Genomic DNA, 21195 nt, shown 5'->3' on the forward strand with positions numbered 1-21195 from the left:
CCAAAAATACCGGAAGTGTTCGCTGCACTTCCGGTTACCGAAAAATCGGGTCGGATAATTCTATTTATTGCCTTAAACAACCAAATATTAATTAACCTAATAACCAAATGTATAAAAAATCCACTGCAGTACCAAGCAGCAGGGCGACCTCTGCTTGGTATAAAATTTTTCTTATAATGAAGCTATCTACTGTTTTATTACTTCTAAGTATTTTGCAGGTTAGTGCATCCAGTTATGCTCAAAAAATTACTTTGAAAGCGAACAGGATGTCTATGGCAGCATTTTTTGCCCAGGTACAAAAGCAAACAGGCTATGATTTTCTTTACAATTCCGATGACCTTGAAGCGGCCAGACCAATTACAGTCAGCATAAAAAATATGCCTTTAAAGGAGACACTGGATTTGTGTTTTAGCAACCAGCCCCTTAATTATTATATAGATAAGAATTCTATACTAGTAAAAAGAAAGGAGCCCGAAGTTTTTAGAACCACTAAGGAGTTTATGCAAACTGTAGTAACGGGGAAAGTTACCGACGTAAATAGTATCCCCTTTCCAGGTGTTGCAATCAGGGAAAAAGGTGGTACTGCAACCGCGGTCTCTGATGTTAAAGGGAATTTTAGTATCAGACTCTCTAAAAGTAATGCAGTACTTGTTTTTTCCTTTATCGGCTATGATAATATGGAAGTGGCAACCGAAAACAAGAATGCTTTGAATGTTGTACTGAAGGAAAAACCAACTAAACTTGATGAAGTATTGGTGGTAGGGTATGGTACTGTAAACAAACGAGATCTTACGGGTTCCGTAGCTGAAGTCAAAGTGGCTGAATTACAGCAGGCACCGGTAACAAATTTTGAACAGGCTCTGGCTGGAAGAGTCTCTGGTGTTCAGGTATCTAGCAACGACGATCAGCCTGGTAGCGGGATGAATATCGTCATCAGAGGTGGTAATTCTTTAACGCAAAGTAACTCCCCATTATATGTGGTAGACGGATTTCCAATTGAAAACTTTTCTACTTCTTCATTGAATCCTCAGGATATCGAATCCATCTCCATACTTAAAGATGCATCGGCCACAGCTATTTATGGTTCTCGTGGGGCAAATGGGGTAGTGATAGTAGAAACCAAAAAGGGTAAACCAGGTAAACCGGAAGTAAGTTATAAAGCTTATGCAGGGAAGCAATTTGTTACAAAGAAAATGGATATGATGAATCCTTATGAGTTTGTCAAATATCAATTAGAAGTGCAACCTAATGAAATGGGAGATCTGTATCTGACAAAACCCAATATGAAGCTGGAAGATTATAAAAATGTTGAAGGTATAGATTGGCAGGACTTATTGTTTAGAGGGGCAGTGATGAACAGCCATGATCTGGCAATTAGAGGCGCAACCCCGCAAACAAAGTATTCTTTTTCTGGTTCTTACGTAAATCAGGATGGGGTAGTTATAAATTCTGGATATAAAAGAACTCAGGCTAGAGTATCCATAGACCAAAATGTTACTAGTAAACTAAAAGCGAATATAAACGTAAACTACAGCGTAGACAGAAATTATGGCTCTGTAGCTTCTCTTCGTCAATCTTCTGCAAATTCTTTCGCTTCGTTTTTAATGTATAGAACTTTAGGTTATAGACCAGTTTCTAACGAAGCTGATATTGTGAATGATCTGTTTGACACTGAAGATGCTGTCGCATTGGCTTTAATGAATCCTCTTATTACAACTCAAAATGAAATCAGACAACAGACTAAGAATAGTTTATTAGTAAATGCAGGCTTAGTTTATTCAATTTCCAATAATTTAACTTTAAACATTAGAGGTGGACTTAATTCTTTAGGAACTAAAGATGAGGCTTTCTACAATTCAAAAACTTATAAGGGACTTGCCAGTAGCGTTAATGTAAATGGCGTAAATGGGGTTTATGGCAATAGTGATTTAAAAAGCTGGGTTAGTGAAAATACCTTAACCTATAAAAAGAACTTTCGTAAAAGTAGTTTAGATGTGGTTGGTGGATTAACATTTCAGCAGAATGAAGTAGAAACTTATGGTTATGAATCAACTAATATCCCCAATGAAGATTTGAAATTGAGAGCATTACAATTAGGTACTCCTACAGGAATAATCTCTTTAGCCTCAAGAAATGCTTTGGCATCTGCCATGGCCAGAGCCAATTATAGAATAAATTCAAAGTATTTATTTACGGCCTCCATGAGAATGGACGGTTCATCAAAATTTGCACAGGAAAACCGTTGGGGATTTTTCCCTTCTGGAGCATTTGCATGGCAAATGGGGAGCGAAGATTTTATTAAAAGATCGGATATTATAAGTGATGCAAAATTACGTATTAGCTATGGTTTAAGTGGAAATAACAGGATCGGAGATTATGCAAGATATCAGAATGTAGTACTGTCAACATTCTTCTCATTTAATAACCAGAAGCCGGAATATATTGCGATGGTGAATAATATGGGCAATAAAGATCTGAAGTGGGAAAAAACAGCACAATTGGATATTGGTTACGACTTATCTTTATTCAAAAACAGAATTAACTTGAATCTCGATGTCTACTCAAAAATAACCAGAGATTTACTTTTGAATGCTAATCTCCCATTAAGTACAGGTTTCTCAACGGTATATAAAAATGTAGGAAAAATTAGAAATCAAGGTTTGGAGTTTACTTTGAATACTGTAAATATAAATTCCAAATCATTTAAGTGGCAAACCGAATTTAATATCAGTTTTAATAGAAACAAAATATTAGAATTAGCTGAAAACCAAGATATGATACAGTCTACTGTGCCATTCACAGGGGATTATAATGGTACGTTCTTATATCAGGCCAAACTAGGTGAACCTGCTGGTCAGTTTTATGGATACGAATGGTTGGGGAATTATCAATATGAAGATTTTGATCTTGTAAGTGGCAACTATGTTTTAAAATCTGGCGTTTCCACTAATGGAAATACTGCAGCAACTATTAAACCTGGTGATATCAAGTATAAAGATCAAAATGCTGATGGCGTTGTAAATGATAAGGATGCTGTTGTTATCGGAAGGGGATTACCTGTGCATTTCGGAGGTTTCACTAATAACTTCATTTACAAGAATTTCAGTTTAAATGTATTTTTTCAATGGAATTATGGTAACCAGATCATGAATGCAAATAGACTGGCATTTGAAGGGAACTTTGCCAATAGGGCAAACTTTAACCAGTTCGCTTCATATGTTGACCGCTGGTCGCCTGAGAATCAAAGTAATGAGCATTTCAGGGTGGGAGGTTTCGGCCCTAAAGGCAGGTATTCAACAAGGACTTTAGAGGATGGGTCTTTCCTGCGACTTAAAACGGTCAACCTTTCTTATAATCTGCCTAGAAAGCAATTGAAGAAAATCAGTGGACTGGAAATATTCGCAGCTGCTCAAAATCTTTTTACCTGGACAAATTATACTGGGTTTGATCCGGAGGTTTCAACCGCAAATAGTACGTTAACTCCTGGCTTTGATTATTCTTCTTATCCAAGAAATTTTACTGTCACCTTAGGTGCCCGAATCTCATTATAAATTGAATTATAGATCTATAAAATATTGATATGAAAATCTCAAACTTTAAATTATGCTATTTAAGCTTGTTGCTATTCCTTTCTGTAAGTGTGCTTCCTTCTTGTAAAAAGATGTTGGAATTGGATATAGATGGATATATTTTAGCAACAGACAATTATTATAAAACTCCAGAACAACTGGAAACTGCGCTTAAGGGTATTTACTCGACTCTTAGAGAAACTTATGTGTATGGAAATACAATGTTAGGCCGAATGGGATTGGAAGCTGACGAAGGTTTTCCAAATTTTAGTAATGATAAGGGGACAATCACATATTATACAGTAAATACAACAGATGATAAACTGTTGAATCATTGGAGAGCAATTTATAAAGGGATAAACAGAGCAAATCTCTTATTGGAAAATGTTGAAAATAAGGATATTGATATAGCTCAGGTGGATAGGGATAATGTAAAGGGACAGGCCTTATTTTTAAGGGGCTATTATTATTTTATGTTAGTCAGCCGGTATGGAGGGGTACCTTTAGTATTAAAACCATCAGTATCTGGAAAAGAAGAAGATGTTCAGATTCCAAAATCTTCAATAAAAGAAGTTTATACTCAAGTGCTCCAGGATATGGAGCAAGCGGCAGATTTAGTGCTTGATGCAAATAAGGTAGAATCTGCTGGAAGAATTAGTAAATCTGCTGTTTGGGGCATCTTAGCAAGGGTAAATTTATATATGGCTGGTTTTCCATTAAAGGAAACTGATAGATATGCTGAGACCGAAAAATGGGCTAGTAAAGTAATTACTTCTGGTCAACATGCACTTAATGTTTCATACGATCAGATCTTTATTAATTATGCGAAAGACTTATATGATATAAAGGAAAGCATCTGGGAAGTTGAATTCTATGGTAATGGAAGCGGTCTGTATGCCAGTACTGTTGGTCAGGTTGGAATAAACAATGGTATAATGTACTCTGCTACCGGTGTTGGAGGCTTTGGATATTCTAATGGAATCCTTCATCCCACAAAATGGTTGTATGATTTATATCTAACGGGAGATAGTAGAAGGGATTGGGCGATTGCTCCTTTTCGTTACTTAAGTGATAAACAAAATCCCTGGCCTGCAAATATTGATATCATTAATAGATTTTGTGGAAAATTTAGAAGAGAGAATGAAAGTGTTTTACCAAAAAATAGTGTTGGTACTCCGCAAAATTTCCCTTTATTACGTTACTCAGATGTTTTGTTAATGTATGCAGAAGCAATAAATGAAGTAAACAAAAGTCCAAATACATTGGCTTATAATGCTATCAATCAGGTGCGAAGAAGAGCCTATAAAAAGCCTTTAAACGCAACTAGTATAGAAGCTGATCTTCCGCAATTAGATTATGATGGTTTTATAAAGGAATTGAAAAATGAACGGGCAAGGGAGTTATGCTTTGAGGCTTTAAGAAAAAATGATATCGTGAGATGGGGTGATTTCTATTTGAACATGAAAGAACGACTGAAAGAAATTCCTGCTGGAACAGCTTCTGTAAATGTATCTGGTAAAGAATATTATACCAATGCTAGTGAAAGAGACGTGCTTTGGCCTCTTCCTTCTTATGAAACTGGTGTAAATAAAAAATTGATTCAAAATGAAGACTGGTAAAACTTTAACTATTATGATCAGGCACTACATGAGATGTATCCTGTTGTTTTCAGTATTATTTTTTTATACAGTGAATAATGCAATTGGACAAGAAACATCGGAATTATTAGCACCTCTTAGGTACCCCGATAGCTTAGTAACCAATTTTAGTTTTGGCTTGGAGCTGACACCAACAGTCCTTCCAGGTGGTAGTTTATTGACGAATATTTCTCTTCTCGGAAAGGGGTTTTATTTAAGTAAATTATTGGGTAGAACTATTGAGGGAGCTTTAATCTATAGCAGACCCCGGTTTTTAAATAGTTTGTCCTCAACTATAGATATGGCTAAAGTGGTTTACTTAGAAAATGATGAGCCTAAGTTGATTGCGTCAAATAAAAAGAATAAACACTGGCAGTATTATCAAGTAAGCGAGGTTAGGGATAATCTATTTTTATCTAATCCTGTTGATATAAAAGTAGATGGAAAACCATTGACTGGTGATTTTACTGTTTTTAGGCAAAATGGAAAAAACTACGCGCTAAAAATCAGGGCAATTAAAGGTAATTATTGGCCTGGTAACCAACATCCATGGGGTGTTCCGCCAAACCCAGATATTGGCTTTAATAAAGGCTATGATGCTGATGGAATATGGTTGGGACAAAAAACGGTAATTCAGGTTTCTTATGCTGAACAGTTAAATGATTGGAATTTTACTGCATGGAAAACTGTATTTGAAGATGATAAACCTTTTGTGATTAATGAATATTCAAGCGCTATTAAATTAACTGTTTCTGACTTTCTCCAAAATGGTCAAAAACAGGTCTTAATTTCCTATGATGTTGATAAGCAAACAGCTTATGATATCCGGATTTTGGATAAAGGCATGGTATTTAAATTGATCAGACTTCCTAAAGGGATTCCCTCCACAACCAAAGAGTCGTACTTTAGTATGCCTACAACGCTTACAAAAGCTATAGATAAAAGCAATGGATTTCTGCTTGGAGGTAACCCAGGTACTTTAACAGAGTTTTATAGTAAGAATGGCGTATGGGGTTCCAGACCTGTCATGATGAAAGGTGGGGATTTACATGTACAAACATTAGCCGTACCTAATTTCATTGATTGGGATAATAATGGATCTGCAGATATAATTGCAGGTGATGCCTCTGGATTTTTATGGTTCATTAAAAATTTAGGTACCACAGATCGCCCTGTATGGGATATTCCTCAGAAGATGCTGGCTAATGGTAAAGTTATACATCACCAGGCGGGTTATTCTGGTTCTATCCAGGGACCAAATGAAAAGAGATGGGGATACTTACAACCTTTAGTATGCGATTGGGATAATGATGGATTGCTGGATGTAGTGTGTAATGATATTACAGGGAAGTATTTGTTTTATAAAAATACAGGGAGTAAAGGAGCTCCGGTCTTAGGTAAGGCAGTTCCAATAATGTACATGAAAAAACAATATAAAGCTGCATGGAGAAGTAAACCTGCTCTGCTGCCAAAAAAATATTTATCAGATCACTCACCCAAAAGCCTACCTTCTTTTGTAGCTATTAATGGTGGGGGGAATTTATGTTTATACAAAAGAGATTCTTCCGCACCAAATCACATTTTTAATGAACAAATATTGATGAACAATAAAAAAGAACCAGTAAGGATAGTAGGTTATGCAGGCCATGAAGGGCGTGCTACATTAGGGGTCTGTGATTATAATAGTGATGGAGTATGGGATGTAGTTTTTGGACAGGGAGTGCATATGTCCCAATCAAAAGTTGCCCCGGGCGCCAAGCCCTATGCTACCGCCTATATAATGCTAAATAAGGGAACAAATGAAGAACCCATATTTGATATTCCAAAACCAATTTGTCAGGAAAATGGGGAGCCTATAAACTTAGATAGACATGGTGCCTGGATTCATCCGATATTAAATGACAATGATAACCTGCTTGATCTGTTTATCGGCGGTGAAGATGGGAGATTTTACTACTTCAAAAAAGTAACCCTTTGCAATTAATAGTTTCAAACATATTTTTTAACTCATCCCATTTTTAAGCAAGGATATTATTTAAAAATAGGAATTAAAACAAATAATTATGAAAATCCTTTCAATTTCTGTTCGTACCATACTGCATGTTTGTATTGTACTGACATGTTGTGCGTTTATTTCTTGTAGCTCTAAGCTGACATCTAACCAATCTGCTGCAAATTCCATTAATCCTGAAGTTTCTCTAGGCTGGAAATTAGGGGCACAAGCTTATACCTTTAATCGTTTTAGTTTTACAGAAGCTTTGTCAAAAATTGATAGCTGTGGTTTAAGATATGTAGAAGCTTATCCTCAGCAAGTGATTGGTGGTGGAATAGCAGAAAAAATGGATTATAAAATGTCGGCAGCTAGTAAGTTATACTTGCAAAACCTGCTTAAATCGAAAAATATCCGATTGATTTCATATGGTGTAATCAAGACTAAAGATAGTAATGATTGGGAGAAGATTTTTGCATTTGCGAAATCAATGGGAGCAGAAAATATTACTTGTGAGCCTGAATTGAAAGACATAGACCTGGTATCACAACTTTGTGATAAGTACCAGCTCAATGCCGCTATACATAATCACCCTAATCCAAGCTATTATTGGAGTCCGGAGGTTGTTTTAAAAACGATTAAGGGAAAAAGCAAACGAATGGGCGTTTGTGCCGATATAGGTCATTGGGTACGTTCTGGACTGGATCCGGTTGCTTGTCTTAAACAATTGGAAGGTCATGTTAAACAGCTTCATGTTAAAGATTTGAATGAAAATGCGAATGTTAAAGCTCATGATGTGCATTGGGGAACTGGTGTTGCTAATATGTCTGGCGTAATTGCTGAACTAAAACGTCAGGGCTTTAAAGGTGTACTTTCTGCTGAATATGAATTTAATTGGAACAATAATACACCAGATGTAACGGCTAGCGTAAAGAATTTTAGAAAAATGTTGTCGAAATAATAATCATGAATAGTATCATTCCCAGAAGAACTGCTATACGAAACCTTTTAATTATTGCCGGTGGAGCAATGGTACTGCCTGCATGTTTTAGAGAGTCGGGAAAGCTGACCATTAAATTAAATAATTTCAGCATTACAACGGAGCAGGAATCCCTCCTTGAAATGCTTTGTGAAACGCTTATTCCGGAAACGGATAACCCTGGAGCTAAATCTCTCAAATTGCACTTGTTTGTCCTGAAAATGGTGGACGATTGTTACAAAGAAGAAGATCAGCAGATATTTATCAAAGGGCTGGAAAAGTTTGGTCATTTTGCAAAAGAAAACGCAGGTAAGCCTTTTTCTGAAGCTTCAGGTCTTGAACGGGAAGCATTGCTAAAAAGTATTCAGCTGGATAAAGAGGAAGATAGTACAATTAAAAAGTTTTATAAAATCACAAAAAGTAAAACCATTCAGGGCTATTTAAACTCCGAATATGTCATGACAAACCTGGTTAAGTATGAACTTGTACCTGGTCGTTACAATGGTTATTTCCCAGTATAATCCTGATTAAGGATTTTTTAGATTATAGAAATATGGCGAATATCGCAATAGACGGTATAAAAGAAAGAACATTTGATGCTATCGTTATTGGCTCTGGTATCAGTGGTGGATGGGCAGCGAAAGAATTTACTGAAAAAGGCTTAAAGACCCTGGTTTTGGAGCGGGGCAGGAATGTGGAGCATATCAAAGATTATCCAACCACAAATAAGTTTCCATATGAGTTTGAGCATCGTAATGAAATGCCCTTTAAAGATAAGGAAGCAAATCCTATCGCAAATCGTTGTTATGCTTATAAAGAGGATTCACAACATTTTTTTGTAAAGGATAAAGAACATCCATATGTGCAGACAAAACCGTTCGACTGGATTCGCGGTTACCAGGTAGGTGGCAAATCTCTGCTATGGGCAAGACAGACCCAGCGTTGGAGTGACTTTGACTTTGAAGGTCCGGCACGTGACAATTTTAGTGTTGACTGGCCAATCAGGTATAAAGATTTAGCAGATTGGTATACTTATGTAGAACGCTTTGCAGGTATTGCAGGTAATAAAGATGGATTGGCAGAATTACCTGACGGTGATTTTCTACCTGCATTTCCATTGAATGCTGCTGAAGAGCATTTCAGAAAAGTAATTAAAGGAAAATACCCCAATCGGCATTTAATCAGTGCCCGATGTGCACATTTGTCTAAACCTAATCAAATTCATTTTGATCAGGGCAGAGGGCAATGTCAAAATCGTATCCTTTGTCAGCGGGGATGTCCTTTTGGTGGATATTTTAGTAGTAATGCGGCTACGCTGCCATGGGCTCAAAAGACAGGCAAATTAACATTAAGGCCATTATCTGTAGTTCATTCAATTATTTATGATTCGAAAAAAGGTAAGGCAACTGGGGTTAAAGTGATTGATACAGTTACTAAAGAAGAAATAGACTTTTATGCCGATGTAATTTTTGTAAATGCTTCTGCCATCAATACCAATCTCATTTTGTTAAATTCAGTTTCTGATCGATTCCAGAATGGTTTGGGTAATGATAGCGGATTGCTAGGTAAGTACATGGCTTTTCATAATTATAGTGCAGCAATTACTGCTGAATTTGATGGACAGCTTCAATATAAAACAGATGGACGGAACCCTGCCGGGGGCGGTTATATCCCACGTTTTAGAAATGTACATCAGCAAGAAACAGACTTCTTAAGGGGATATGCGGCTGCGCTGAGTGCCAGGCGTAAGGAATCGAGTGATACAACTGGAGTAGGTGTTGGATTAAAAGAGAACCTGATTAAAAAGGATTTGGGACCATGGAGAATCGGATCACATATGATGGGCGAGACCATTCCAAAAGAAAGCAATTTTGTGAAACTAGATGCCGACTTAAAGGATGCCTGGGGTATCCCTCAATTAAATATCTCTATTGATTATGATGAAAATGACCATAAAATGAGAGCCGATTATTTTGAACAGATGACAGATATGTTCAAAACTGCAGGGTTTTCAAATATCGAAACGCGTATAGATGATAGAAGACCAGGGAATGATATTCATGAAATGGGTGGGGTACGTATGGGGAAAGATTCTAAAACATCACTTTTAAATGAATGGAATCAATTGCACTCCTGTAAAAATGTATTCGTGACTGATGGAGCATGTATGACTTCCACTGGTACGCAAAATCCATCTTTAACTTATATGGCTTTAACCGCTCGTGCTTGTGATTACGCTGTGTCACAACTTAAAAAGGGTAATATCTGATTGGTATAACACCTGGATAATGCCTCTCTCAGCAGATATTTGTAATAACTCAAATATCTGCTTTTTTTAATCTGCAGATCTATCAATTATAAATGATGGTTCCAATATCTATTTTCCAGAATAATTTATTAACATTGCCTTATCAAGAGCCAAATATAGCATTAGGGCAATCAATGGGGAATTATGCCAGATATACGGATGAACAGTTGACCGCATTACTTCGGACAGGAGACCGTATGGCTTATACTGAAATATACAATAGGTATAAACGACTACTCTATCTTTTTGCTTATAAGCGCCTTGGTGAAAAGGAAGAGGTGTGGGATATTGTTCATGAAATCTTTCTTTCCCTATGGCTCCATCATGAAGGATTGGAAATTAATTATACTTTAAGTACCTATCTGCATAGTGCTGTTCGTAATAAGATTGCCAATTTAATTGCCCATAAACAGGTCTCCGGCAGGTATCTGGATAGTTTTAAAAGTTATCTGCACAACGCAAACAGTACCACAGATCACTTATTGAGGAGTAAACAATTGGCTGATTTGATCGAAAAGGAAATCGCAGCCCTACCTGATAAAATGCGTGAAGTATTTGAAATGAGCAGGAAAACGAATTATTCCCGTAAAGAAATTGCTGAAGAACTCGGTCTATCCGAAGAAACCATAAAGAGCCATATGCATCAGGCCCTGAAAAAGCTGAAAATAAAGCTGGGCTCTATGCTGGGAACGGTGTTTTTCATCTGATAACTGAAATATTTTAATTTTTTTCTTTTCAGACTAACCCTTAGGTGCTGATTAGCTGACTAACTCTTAAAATCAGCAAATAGCGGTTATGGATAATCAGAAGGAAAGAGCATTGTTAGAGAAGTATAAGCTGGGTCAGGCAACTGAGCTTGAAAGGGCAATGGTAGAAGATTGGATAGCTCATGGTATTTTCCCTGAATATGAAATTTCAGATTTCGAGCTTGAAGCACAATTATCCGAAATGGATAAGCAACTTCCTTTGGTGGAGAAGCAAATAAAGCTATGGCCACGTCTTGCTGGCGCAGCAGCGATTTTTATAATGTTGGGTGCTGGCATTCTATACTATATTGGTAAAGCAGACAATAAGCTACCGCAAAATGAAGTTTATGCGAATGATGTGACCCCTGGGGCTGTTGGGGCAACTTTGACCTTAGCTAACGGGAAAAGAATTAAGTTAACTGATGCCTTAAATGGGGAACTCGCTAAAGAGGAAGGTGTGGTAATTTCTAAGTCTGCTAATGGGAAATTGGTGTATAGTGCTAAATATGCTGTAAAGGAAGTTAACACAATAAATACGCTTTCTACCGCTAGGGGAGAGACTTATCAAGTTCAATTACCAGATGGATCAAAAGTTTGGTTGAATGCGGCTTCAAGTTTAACTTATTCTGCATCGCTAAATAGAGAAAAAACTCGTCAGGTTGTGTTGCAAGGGGAAGCTTATTTTGAAATTGCCAGAGATAAGAAACGCCCTTTTATAGTGAAAACGGCTAAACAACAGGTTGAGGTATTGGGTACGCATTTTAATGTGAACAGTTATTCGGACGAAGCTTTTACGGCAACAACCTTATTGGAAGGCTCAGTTCGGATAAATACAAATGCAGATGCTGTTGCAAATAAGGTAATCAGGCCTGGCGAAAAAGCCGTTCTTGCTGCAAATGGTTTGCGTATTTCGGAAGTGGATATTGAAGAAGCTGTAGCTTGGAAAAATGGTAAGTTTATTTTTCAGCAGGAAACAATTGGAACTGTTATGCGTAAGATTGCCCGTTGGTATGATGTTGAGGTAGTTTATGAGGCAGATTTAAAGGATAAGACTTTTAGTGGTTCTATGAGCCGCTTTGAAAATGTTTCACAAGTTCTTCGTAAGATAGAAATGACCGATCTGGTTCATTTTAAAGTGGAAGGAAGGAGGATCGTGGTAATGAAATAGGGGCTATCTAAAAGGAAGGTCTTAAAAAACAAGAACCGGGAGTACTTGGAACTACCCCCGGCAAATGTCTGGACTATCCTTTATTAATTTTTTCGAATCAACTAAATAAGAACCAAACTAAACAAATGTAATGATTTTTACTGACCGTAGAAGGTCTATGCCTTTTCCTGATGGAAGGGGTAGACAAAATGCTATAATAAGAAAATTGCTGATGAGGTTAAACTTTACTATCCTTATGATGATTTTGATGCTGTTACAGGTAAGTGCTGTTAGTAAAGCACAAGTGTCTGTTAATGGTTCAGGAATGCCATTACTCGAGGTAATTAAAAGCTTAAAAAAACAAACAGGCTATGATTTTTTTTACAGTGACCAAAGTGTAAAAAAAGCCAGACCGGTAACGGTAAACCTCAAAAATGTCTCCCTGGAACTTGCTCTGAAAACTTGTCTGGACGCACAATACCTGACTTTTAAAATTGATGAGCGTACGGTTATTATTAAAGAAAAGTCTGTAAACCTTCTTGATAAAGCTGTAGAATACATCCAGAATTTAAAGATAACCGGAAAGGTAAATGATGAAAAAGGGATGCCCATTCCAGGTGTCACAGTAAAGGTTAAAGGGACTAATACAAGCGTTATTACTGATAAAATGGGCAGTTTCAGAATGGATGTAACTCATCCAAACTCGGTGCTGGTCTTTTCATATATAGGATATGAGAACTTAGAACTTGAACTAAAGAACAGAACTAGCTTAGTGATTACATTAAAGGAAAGTCCTACCAAATTGGATGATGTAGTGATTATAGGTTACGGTCAGGTTCGCAGAGGAGATTTAACGGGTGCAGTTGCTACTGTTGATATAAAGAGCTTTGAAAAGGCTCCTGTTGCAACATTCGACCAGGCATTGGCAGGACGTATAGCCGGTGTTCAGGTTTCTGGAAATGACGGGCAACCTGGTAGTATCAATAATATAGTTATTAGAGGGAATAATTCAATTACTCAATCCAACTCTCCTTTGTATGTCATTGATGGTTTTCCCATCGAATCTATCGACGAAAGTCCGGTGAGCCCTTCTGATATAGAATCGATACAGGTATTAAAGGATGCTTCATCTACCTCTATTTATGGATCAAGAGGAGCTAATGGGGTAATTATTATTACAACAAAACAAGGGATGAAAGGTGCACCTGTGATTAGTCTGAACAGTTATTACGGACTTCAGCATGTGGCTAAAAAACTGGATATGTTATCTCCTTATGAATTTGTGAAATATCAGAATGAACTGAATCCTACTACAACTGATAAATTGTATCTGGATGGCAGAACATTGGAGGATTACAGAAGTGTAAACGGAATTAATATGCAGGACGAACTGTACCGTACCGCTCCTATACTTAATAATGACATCGCTATAAGAGGGGGAAGCCAGGGAACACAATATTCAGTTTTTGCAAATATCCTCGGATCTGATGGGGTAATTCTTAACTCTGGTTACAAGAGAACTCAAGGTAGGTTTTCTTTATCTCAGCAAATCAAGAAAAACCTTAAAGCCAACATAAATGCAACCTATACAAAATCAACAACAACAGGTTCCATTATTTCTGATCCAACAGCTGGAATCCCTAGTTTAAGCACAATTTATAGTGCTTTAGGTTATAGGCCAGTATCTGGTATTGCTGATGTAGATTTATTGGAAGAACAATTTGATCCAGCTGTAATTTCCGAAACACCGACAGATTATAGGGTGAATCCTATTATATCTCTTAAGAATGAGATCAACGAAAGATCTCTTAGTAATGTCATTATCAATGGTACGCTGGATTTTAAAATCATCAATAACCTGGATTTAAAAATACGAGGAGGATATATCGGGAATAATTTTGGCACAAAAACATTCTATAATTCCAAAACCCAGATAGGAAGTCCTTTTTATCCTACAACAAAAGGGACAACAGGTGGTATTTATAATCGGAAAATCGATAACTGGCTAAATGAAAATACACTTACCTATAATACCAAAATCAATAAAAGCAGGATAAATGCCATGGTGGGCTTTACCATCCAGGAAAATACAAACTTTTATTCTGGCTATACAGCTAGTTATATAGAAGATGAAAGCCTGGGTATTGATGGCTTAGATCTGAGTACATCGATAGTACCAGAAAGCATGACAAAAAAATGGAGCCTTGCATCTTTTCTGGCAAGGTTAAATTACGACTATAACGACAAATATCTATTCACATTTAGTTTCAGAGCAGATGGTTCTTCTAAATTCAGAAAGAATAACGTTTGGGGATATTTTCCTTCAGGTGCTTTCGCGTGGAAAATGAAACAGGAAGACTTTATGAAAAACCTGAGTTTTGTGTCTGATGCAAAATTACGTGTAAGTTATGGTACAACTGGAAATAATAGGGTAGATGAATATGCTACTTATTCAGGAATCACTTATCCTTACGTGAATTACTATTCGTTCAACAATGGTAACCCAGAAAGAGGAGCAGCCTTAACTTCAACAGGGAACCTCGATTTAAAATGGGAAACCACTGCCCAATTTAATATCGGTTATGATCTGGGTTTTTTTAAGCAAAAATTAAGACTTGTTGCTGATTATTATAGCAAAAAGACAACTGATTTATTACTTAATGCCCAATTGCCACACACTACCGGCTATCTTACCTCTTATCAGAATATTGGAAATGTTAAAAACGAAGGGTTTGAGTTTTCACTCCAATATGATGCAATCAAAACGAAGAATTTTGAATGGGCTACATCTTTTAACATTAGCTTCAATAAAAACAAAGTCTTAAAATTACAAGATGACCAATCTTATCGCCTATCTACCGTAAGCTTTGTAGGTGATTTCAGTGGTATTGCACCATATTATGCAGAAGTTGGAAAACCAATGGGCATGTTCTACGGAGCAGAATTTGATGGTTTGTATCAATACCCGGATTTTAATTTAGCAAATGGGATATATACGTTGAAAGATGAAATACCAACGAATGGAAGAACCAGAAACAGTATTCAACCTGGGGACATGAAGTTTAAAGATCTGAACAACGACGGAACAATCAACACCAGTGATTATACCATTATAGGTAATGGAAACCCGGTTCATATAGGTGGATTTATGAATGATTTTCGATACAAGAATTTTGACCTGAGTGTTTTTCTACAGTGGTCTTATGGTAATGATATCATAAATGCAAACAGGTTATACTTTGAACAAAATACCTATAACTATTATAATTTCAATCAATATGCTACTGTGGTTAACCGCTGGTCGCCCGATAACCAAAACACTAGCATTCCCAGAACGGGTGGTGTACCGCCTAGAATTTATCACTCAAATATTATTGAGGACGGATCATTTTTAAGGTTAAAGACGGTTTCATTAGGCTATACTTTTTCTAAGGAATTGCTGAAGTCTATAAAGCTCAAAACTGCAAAGGTATATGTATCAGCCCAAAACTTATATACATGGACAAATTACACAGGTTCTGATCCTGAAGTTTCTGTAAGAAACTCGGCTTTGACACCTGGATTTGACTGGTCTGCTTATCCAAGAGCCAGAACAATCACTTTCGGTTTAAATGTTTCACTTTAAAGGTTAAGAAGATGAAAAAAATTATATTATTATTTGTCTCATTATGTTTTTTCGGATGTAAAGACTTCCTGGAAAACACACCTACAGACTTTATCAGTCCTGAAAATTATTATAACACAGAAAAGGAATTGAGTAGCGCCTTAACCGGTGTTTACGATGTAATGGGTGACGCCTATATCTATGGTAAGTGGTACCAGATGCAGATTACTGTAGGTACCGATGAAACTTATATGACAGGGGTTCAGCCATCTGGCGAGCTCAATACTTATCAGCATAGTCCATCCAATACCTATGTCCGTTATTTTTGGAGATACCTGTATTTTGGTATAGAAAGGGCTAATAATCTTATCGCCAATATAAATAAGCCAAAAATGGATGAGACCAAAAGGGCTCAAATTTTAGGTGAAGCAATGTTCTTAAGGGCATATTATTATTTCGTTCTGGTTTCTCATTATGGTGATGTACCATTACAGCTAATTCCAAATCCATCTACTAAGGACGTAAGTATTGCCAGAACAGATTCTAAAGTCGTATATGAGTATATAATAAATGACATGAAAAAGGCTGAGGAGCTGTTGTCGGCACAAACTGCCAGCAGTCTTGGCTTTGGTGGCAGAGTTAGTCTTTCTACAGTCCGCGGGATATTAGCCAGGGTCTTTTTACATATGGCGGGCTTTCCTTTAAAGGATGAATCGAAATACAATGATGCCCTCATTTATGCCAATAAAGTGATTGATTCTAAAGAACACGCGTTGAATCCAAGCTATCAGCAGATATTTATCAATTATGCTCAAGATAAATATGATGTAAAAGAAAGCATTTGGGAAGTTGAATTCTGGGGTAATAGAACAGGAAATGCTTTCCAGGAAACCGGAAATCTTGGAAATATCAGTGGCCCTCTTGCCAGAGACCCTGAGATTGGGGTGAGTACTTCTGCAATAAAAACTACAGGACTGTTTTTTAAAGCTTATGAGGTTGATGAAAATAGTGCAGCTACGTTAAAGTATTCTCCTGATTTAAGGAGAGACTGGAATTGTGTGCAATATGGTTATGGTACTGCTACTAGTAATCCTGGTAGGGTAAAGACTGTAAATACTAATATTTACAATATGGATTTAGGTAAATGGAGACGCGAGTATGAAACCCTTGTTCCTAAACATACCACTTTTACGCCTCAGAACTTCCCTTTACTTAGGTATGCTGATGTATTACTGATGATGGCTGAAGCAGAGAATGAAGTAAACGGACCTACTTCTGTCGCAATTAAAGCAGTAAATGATGTCAGAAAAAGAGGATATGGAGAACTTGTAAATGGTCAGACTTTAAAAACTATATCATTGAGTAATGGTGGAAGTGGTTATACGACAGTGCCTAATGTTACCATTACCGGGGGCGGAGGAACTGGAGCAGTAGCTACAGCTGTTATTGCTGCTGGTAAAATAACCAGAATAGCCATCAGTAACTATGGTAAGAATTTTACTTCGGCACCTGTAGTTACAATAACTGGCGGAAACGGAACAGGCGCAATTGCAGTCGCAAGTATCATGGATGCAAATTTGACTCCTGCTCAAACGGCTTCAAAAGAAGAATTCCGTAAAGCCATACAAAAGGAAAGGATGCTTGAGTTGGGTGGTGAGTTCTTAAGAAAACAAGATTTGATACGCTGGGGCTTACTGGTTAAGAATCTAAAAGACAATTCGGATGATATTATAAAGAATGCAGCTGCAAATCGTAAATATACTTCCCAGGCAGGAGATAATGTTACTGAAAGAGATGTATTGCTGCCAATTCCTGAGTACGATCTTAGTCTCAATAAATTGTTGACACCAAATCCAGGCTGGTAAAACGTACACTTATTTATTTTGAACCTTTTAACTGCTTATCATTAAGCGGGTAGACAACTATTTTTTATTATGAAACATATAATTCTAATATTCCTATTAGCACTTTCCTGCAATTTATTTGCTCAAGAGCCTGTAAAACACCAAAAAGTACCCGGTATTCAAATTGTGCATTCTCCAAAAAGTTCAGGAAAATACCTGGGTAGCCCATCAATTATAACACTACCAAACGGAGACTACCTGATGTCATTTGATTTCTTTGGTCCTGGTTGTACATCTGATATTGTGCAGGTGTACAAATCATCTGATAAAGGAACAACATGGACCTATTTGGCTGAATTACAAGATACTTTCTGGGCGGGTTTGTTTATGGTGAAAAACGATGTTTATATCCTGGGTGTCAGGGGGTCCGACAGAAACCTTTCCATTAGAAAGTCTACAGACTTCGGTAAAACATGGTCAGCTCATTCGATCTTAAGAGCAGGACGTTTTCATGGTTCTACTACACCAGTAATTTTTCATAATGGAAGAATATACAAAGGATATGACCATCTTGGAATTGAAGACAAAAAGAAGAAATGGATGGCTGATAACAAATCCTTTATCATGTCGACCCCTGAACAATCAGATCTCCTGGATCCGAAAAGCTGGTCTTATACCAATGAAATAGTAAAACCGGCTGCAATAGATGGAACTGGATGGCTGGAAACTAATGTCGTTCTGGGAAAGAATGGCAATATAGTAGGGTTAACCAGGCTAGCGAATGAATCTGGTTATAATGCAGGCTACTATAGTCTTAAATCTAATACTGAAATTGATGAAAATACAGTTGGAAGAATTCCTTTTATCGGTGGGGCAACTAAGTTTAATGTGATGTGGGATGCGAAAACAAAAAGATATTGGGCATTAACTAATTATCCGGCCGAGAAATTAAGAGCACCAAAGATGAGAGCAGGAGGAATGAGAAGTGTATTGTCATTAATCTCTTCTAAAGATTTAAAAAGCTGGAAAACAAATGCAATTCTGCTGGCAAGTGAAAATGTAAAATACCACGGATTTCAATATGTCGACTGGCAATTTGAGGGCAAGGACATCATCTTTATTTCCCGTACTGGATTTACTGATGCTTTCGGAGAGGCTGATAATGCTCATAACTCGAATTACATGACATTCCATAGGATAAAAAACTATTCAAAAGCCAAAACCCCAAAGGAACTCAAATACCTGATAAACTGAAATGAATAAAAATTAAATTATATTTTGATGAAAAGATTACTGTTTACATTTTTTATAGCATATCCTATTTTTCTGTTTGGTTGCAAAAAAGTAGAAGGAACTAACTTTATGGTGGTAAATGATACCACCACAAACCAATTTGCTCAGGTGCCAGGAGTTGTTGTGGTTCATAGTCCCAAATCAAGTGGTAAATACCGTGGGACTCCAAGTTTGGTGAAATTGCCGAATGGCCATATTTTATCATCAAATGATGTTTTTGGTACAGGTATACCTAATGCAACAGATATTTTTATTTCGAAAGACAATGGTGTCTCATGGTCATATGTATCAACCGTTACAGGGGCTGTTTGGTCCGGTTTATTTTACCATCAAAATAAATTGTTTCTATTAGGAGCTGATGTAAGTCAGGGAGCAAATTTGGTGATACGAGGCTCTACAGATGAGGGATTAACCTGGTCTGCTCCAACAATTATTGTTCCGGGTGCTTGTCACGGTTCTTCTACACCGGTTTTATTTGCTAACAATAGAATTTATAAAGCTTATGAATTTCATGATACGGATCTCAACGGTAAATGGATGTCTGGAAATAAGTCTTACATTGTTTCTGCCTCCCAAACTGCAGATCTATTGAACCCTTCAAGCTGGCTGAAATCGGATGCACTCCAAAAACCAGCGTGGTTAGATGGAACGGGTTGGTTAGAAACAAATGCTGTAATAGGCCCTGATGGTAAGATAAAAGGGATATCTCGCCTCGCTTCTATGGAAGGTATTTATGCAGGATATTATTCTTTGTCCTCCGATGCACAAATTGAAGCGGGTTCTGGAAAGAAAATTCAGTTTTGGGGTGGTTCTTCAAAATTCAATATCAGGTACGATTCCAATACCCAAAAATATTGGGCTTTAGTTAATTATGCCCCGGCACAGTTTAAGGAGAATAACAGATCAGCTGGTGGAATCAGAAATGTTCTGGCGCTTAGTAGTTCAACAAATCTGGAAACCTGGGTGATCGAGTCTATTGTGCTGGCCAATAATGATGTAGAGAATGTAGGCTTTCAGTATGTCGACTGGGTGTTTGACAACAATGATATTCTTTTTGTTTCGCGTACAGCATTTGATGATGGATTTGGAGGGGCAGACAACTATCACAATGCAAACTTTATGACTTTTCACAGGATTACAAATTATGCTTCAACAAGTACTCCTGTAGAATGGCAAAATCTTTTGCCTGGAAATAGCTGGAATGGTGGGTTGCAGGAGATAGATATGTCGGCAGGTAAAGGGGATACCAAAGCTAACCCGGCATTAATTTCTCATCCCGGACAATTGGTTTATCTGTCAGAACAGGTTTATAAGGGAAATTCTTTTGAAAATAAATATTTCAAAATGACCAATAATATTGATCTGAATCACTTTAATTATCTGCCAATTGGCTGGTACATCACAACAACCGTAAATAAACCTTTTAGTGGAAATTTCGATGGCGACGGACATCAGGTATTGAATCTTAAGATCAATAGAAATGACGATACGTATACCTCAAGTGGTCTATTTGGATATACGCTTAGAGGCAGCATCACCAATTTGGGCATAGGTGGACAAAGTGATATCCTGGTCGGTGGGGTAGCTGGTGGAATTGTAGCTTATGCTAATGCAACTGTGATCTCTAGCTGTTTTAATAAGGCAAATGTAAAAGGTGTTTCTTTTGTGGGGGGAATCATAGGCTATGGTGTAAGCGCTCCTAAAATTAGCGATTGTTACAACACTGGAATAATTTCATTGCAAACAACAACAACTGTTAATAAAAACGTAGGTGGAATAGCTGGCTATCTGAACACCGGTTTTATAAAAAACAGCTATAATGCCGGATCTATTTCTACAACATTAACTTCGACAACAGGTGCGGGTGCCATATCAGGTAAGACAAGCAGTTTAATTTCTAACTGTTATTTCTTGTCCGGAACTATTGCCAATACCAATAACAATGAGGTTGAATTGACCGAGACCATTATGAAAAATATTTCAACAGTTAATCTTTTGAATAATGGACGAACACCATTGTTATGGAAAACAGATGATCTCAATCTGAATAATGGATATCCTATTTTAAATTATTAAGC

The 21195-nt window shown here is 37.1% G+C and carries 12 protein-coding genes; all 12 read left to right on the forward strand.

The window, feature by feature from the left end; translation table 11 throughout:
- Positions 1-176: 176 nt before the first annotated feature.
- The 12 genes from WC623_RS20990 to WC623_RS21045 all read left to right on the forward strand — a co-directional run bounded on the left by WC623_RS20990 (position 177) and on the right by WC623_RS21045 (position 21193).
- A complete protein-coding gene (locus WC623_RS20990; RefSeq protein WP_372854801.1) occupies positions 177-3551 on the forward strand; it encodes a TonB-dependent receptor in 3375 nt (1124 codons plus the stop codon).
- Between the two features lie 29 nt (positions 3552-3580).
- A complete protein-coding gene (locus tag WC623_RS20995; protein ID WP_372854803.1) occupies positions 3581-5188 on the forward strand; it encodes a RagB/SusD family nutrient uptake outer membrane protein in 1608 nt (535 codons plus the stop codon).
- Positions 5175-7190, forward strand: coding sequence for a hypothetical protein (locus tag WC623_RS21000; protein WP_372854805.1), 2016 nt, complete (start codon positions 5175-5177; stop codon positions 7188-7190). Before WC623_RS20995 ends, WC623_RS21000 begins: the two co-directional genes overlap by 14 nt.
- 79 nt (positions 7191-7269) lie before the next feature.
- Positions 7270-8157, forward strand: coding sequence for a sugar phosphate isomerase/epimerase family protein (locus tag WC623_RS21005; protein ID WP_372854807.1), 888 nt, complete (start codon positions 7270-7272; stop codon positions 8155-8157).
- Positions 8158-8162: 5 nt separating this feature from the next.
- Positions 8163-8696, forward strand: a complete 534-nt coding sequence (locus WC623_RS21010; RefSeq protein WP_372854809.1) for a gluconate 2-dehydrogenase subunit 3 family protein — start codon at positions 8163-8165, stop codon at positions 8694-8696.
- A 32-nt stretch (positions 8697-8728) separates the two neighbouring features.
- Entirely contained in the window at positions 8729-10444 is a 1716-nt protein-coding gene (locus WC623_RS21015; protein ID WP_372854811.1) for a GMC oxidoreductase, read from the forward strand.
- A 92-nt stretch (positions 10445-10536) separates the two neighbouring features.
- Complete coding sequence (locus WC623_RS21020) at positions 10537-11190, forward strand: RNA polymerase sigma factor (protein WP_372854813.1); 654 nt, start codon at positions 10537-10539, stop codon at positions 11188-11190.
- An 88-nt stretch (positions 11191-11278) separates the two neighbouring features.
- A complete protein-coding gene (locus tag WC623_RS21025; RefSeq protein WP_372854815.1) occupies positions 11279-12397 on the forward strand; it encodes a FecR family protein in 1119 nt (372 codons plus the stop codon).
- 130 nt (positions 12398-12527) lie between these two features.
- Positions 12528-16001, forward strand: a complete 3474-nt coding sequence (locus tag WC623_RS21030; RefSeq protein WP_372854817.1) for a TonB-dependent receptor — start codon at positions 12528-12530, stop codon at positions 15999-16001.
- Positions 16002-16012: 11 nt separating this feature from the next.
- Positions 16013-17845 carry a RagB/SusD family nutrient uptake outer membrane protein gene (locus WC623_RS21035; RefSeq protein WP_372854819.1) on the forward strand — a complete coding sequence of 611 codons (1833 nt, stop codon included), beginning with the start codon at positions 16013-16015 and terminating at the stop codon, positions 17843-17845.
- Positions 17846-17914: 69 nt separating this feature from the next.
- The gene (locus WC623_RS21040) at positions 17915-19078 is read left to right on the forward strand and encodes a sialidase family protein (RefSeq protein ID WP_372854821.1); all 1164 of its coding nucleotides are present in this window, start codon (positions 17915-17917) and stop codon (positions 19076-19078) included.
- A 27-nt stretch (positions 19079-19105) separates the two neighbouring features.
- The gene (locus WC623_RS21045; protein WP_372854823.1) at positions 19106-21193 is read left to right on the forward strand and encodes a sialidase family protein; all 2088 of its coding nucleotides are present in this window, start codon (positions 19106-19108) and stop codon (positions 21191-21193) included.
- Positions 21194-21195: the final 2 nt, after the last annotated feature.

The sequence above is a fragment of the Pedobacter sp. genome (genome assembly GCF_041645105.1).
In the GTDB taxonomy this organism is placed as follows: Bacteria; Bacteroidota; Bacteroidia; order Sphingobacteriales; family Sphingobacteriaceae; genus Pedobacter.

Excerpts from the sequence above, each read along its gene's own strand:
- WC623_RS20990 (WP_372854801.1), top strand. The coding sequence starts at position 177 with ATGAAGCTATCTACTGTTTTATTACTTCTAAGTATTTTGCAGGTTAGT.
- WC623_RS20995 (WP_372854803.1), top strand. The coding sequence starts at position 3,581 with ATGAAAATCTCAAACTTTAAATTATGCTATTTAAGCTTGTTGCTATTC.
- WC623_RS21000 (WP_372854805.1), top strand. The coding sequence starts at position 5,175 with ATGAAGACTGGTAAAACTTTAACTATTATGATCAGGCACTACATGAGA.
- WC623_RS21005 (WP_372854807.1), top strand. The coding sequence starts at position 7,270 with ATGAAAATCCTTTCAATTTCTGTTCGTACCATACTGCATGTTTGTATT.
- WC623_RS21010 (WP_372854809.1), top strand. The coding sequence starts at position 8,163 with ATGAATAGTATCATTCCCAGAAGAACTGCTATACGAAACCTTTTAATT.
- WC623_RS21015 (WP_372854811.1), top strand. The coding sequence starts at position 8,729 with ATGGCGAATATCGCAATAGACGGTATAAAAGAAAGAACATTTGATGCT.
- WC623_RS21020 (WP_372854813.1), top strand. The coding sequence starts at position 10,537 with ATGATGGTTCCAATATCTATTTTCCAGAATAATTTATTAACATTGCCT.
- WC623_RS21025 (WP_372854815.1), top strand. The coding sequence starts at position 11,279 with ATGGATAATCAGAAGGAAAGAGCATTGTTAGAGAAGTATAAGCTGGGT.
- WC623_RS21030 (WP_372854817.1), top strand. The coding sequence starts at position 12,528 with ATGATTTTTACTGACCGTAGAAGGTCTATGCCTTTTCCTGATGGAAGG.
- WC623_RS21035 (WP_372854819.1), top strand. The coding sequence starts at position 16,013 with ATGAAAAAAATTATATTATTATTTGTCTCATTATGTTTTTTCGGATGT.
- WC623_RS21040 (WP_372854821.1), top strand. The coding sequence starts at position 17,915 with ATGAAACATATAATTCTAATATTCCTATTAGCACTTTCCTGCAATTTA.
- WC623_RS21045 (WP_372854823.1), top strand. The coding sequence starts at position 19,106 with ATGAAAAGATTACTGTTTACATTTTTTATAGCATATCCTATTTTTCTG.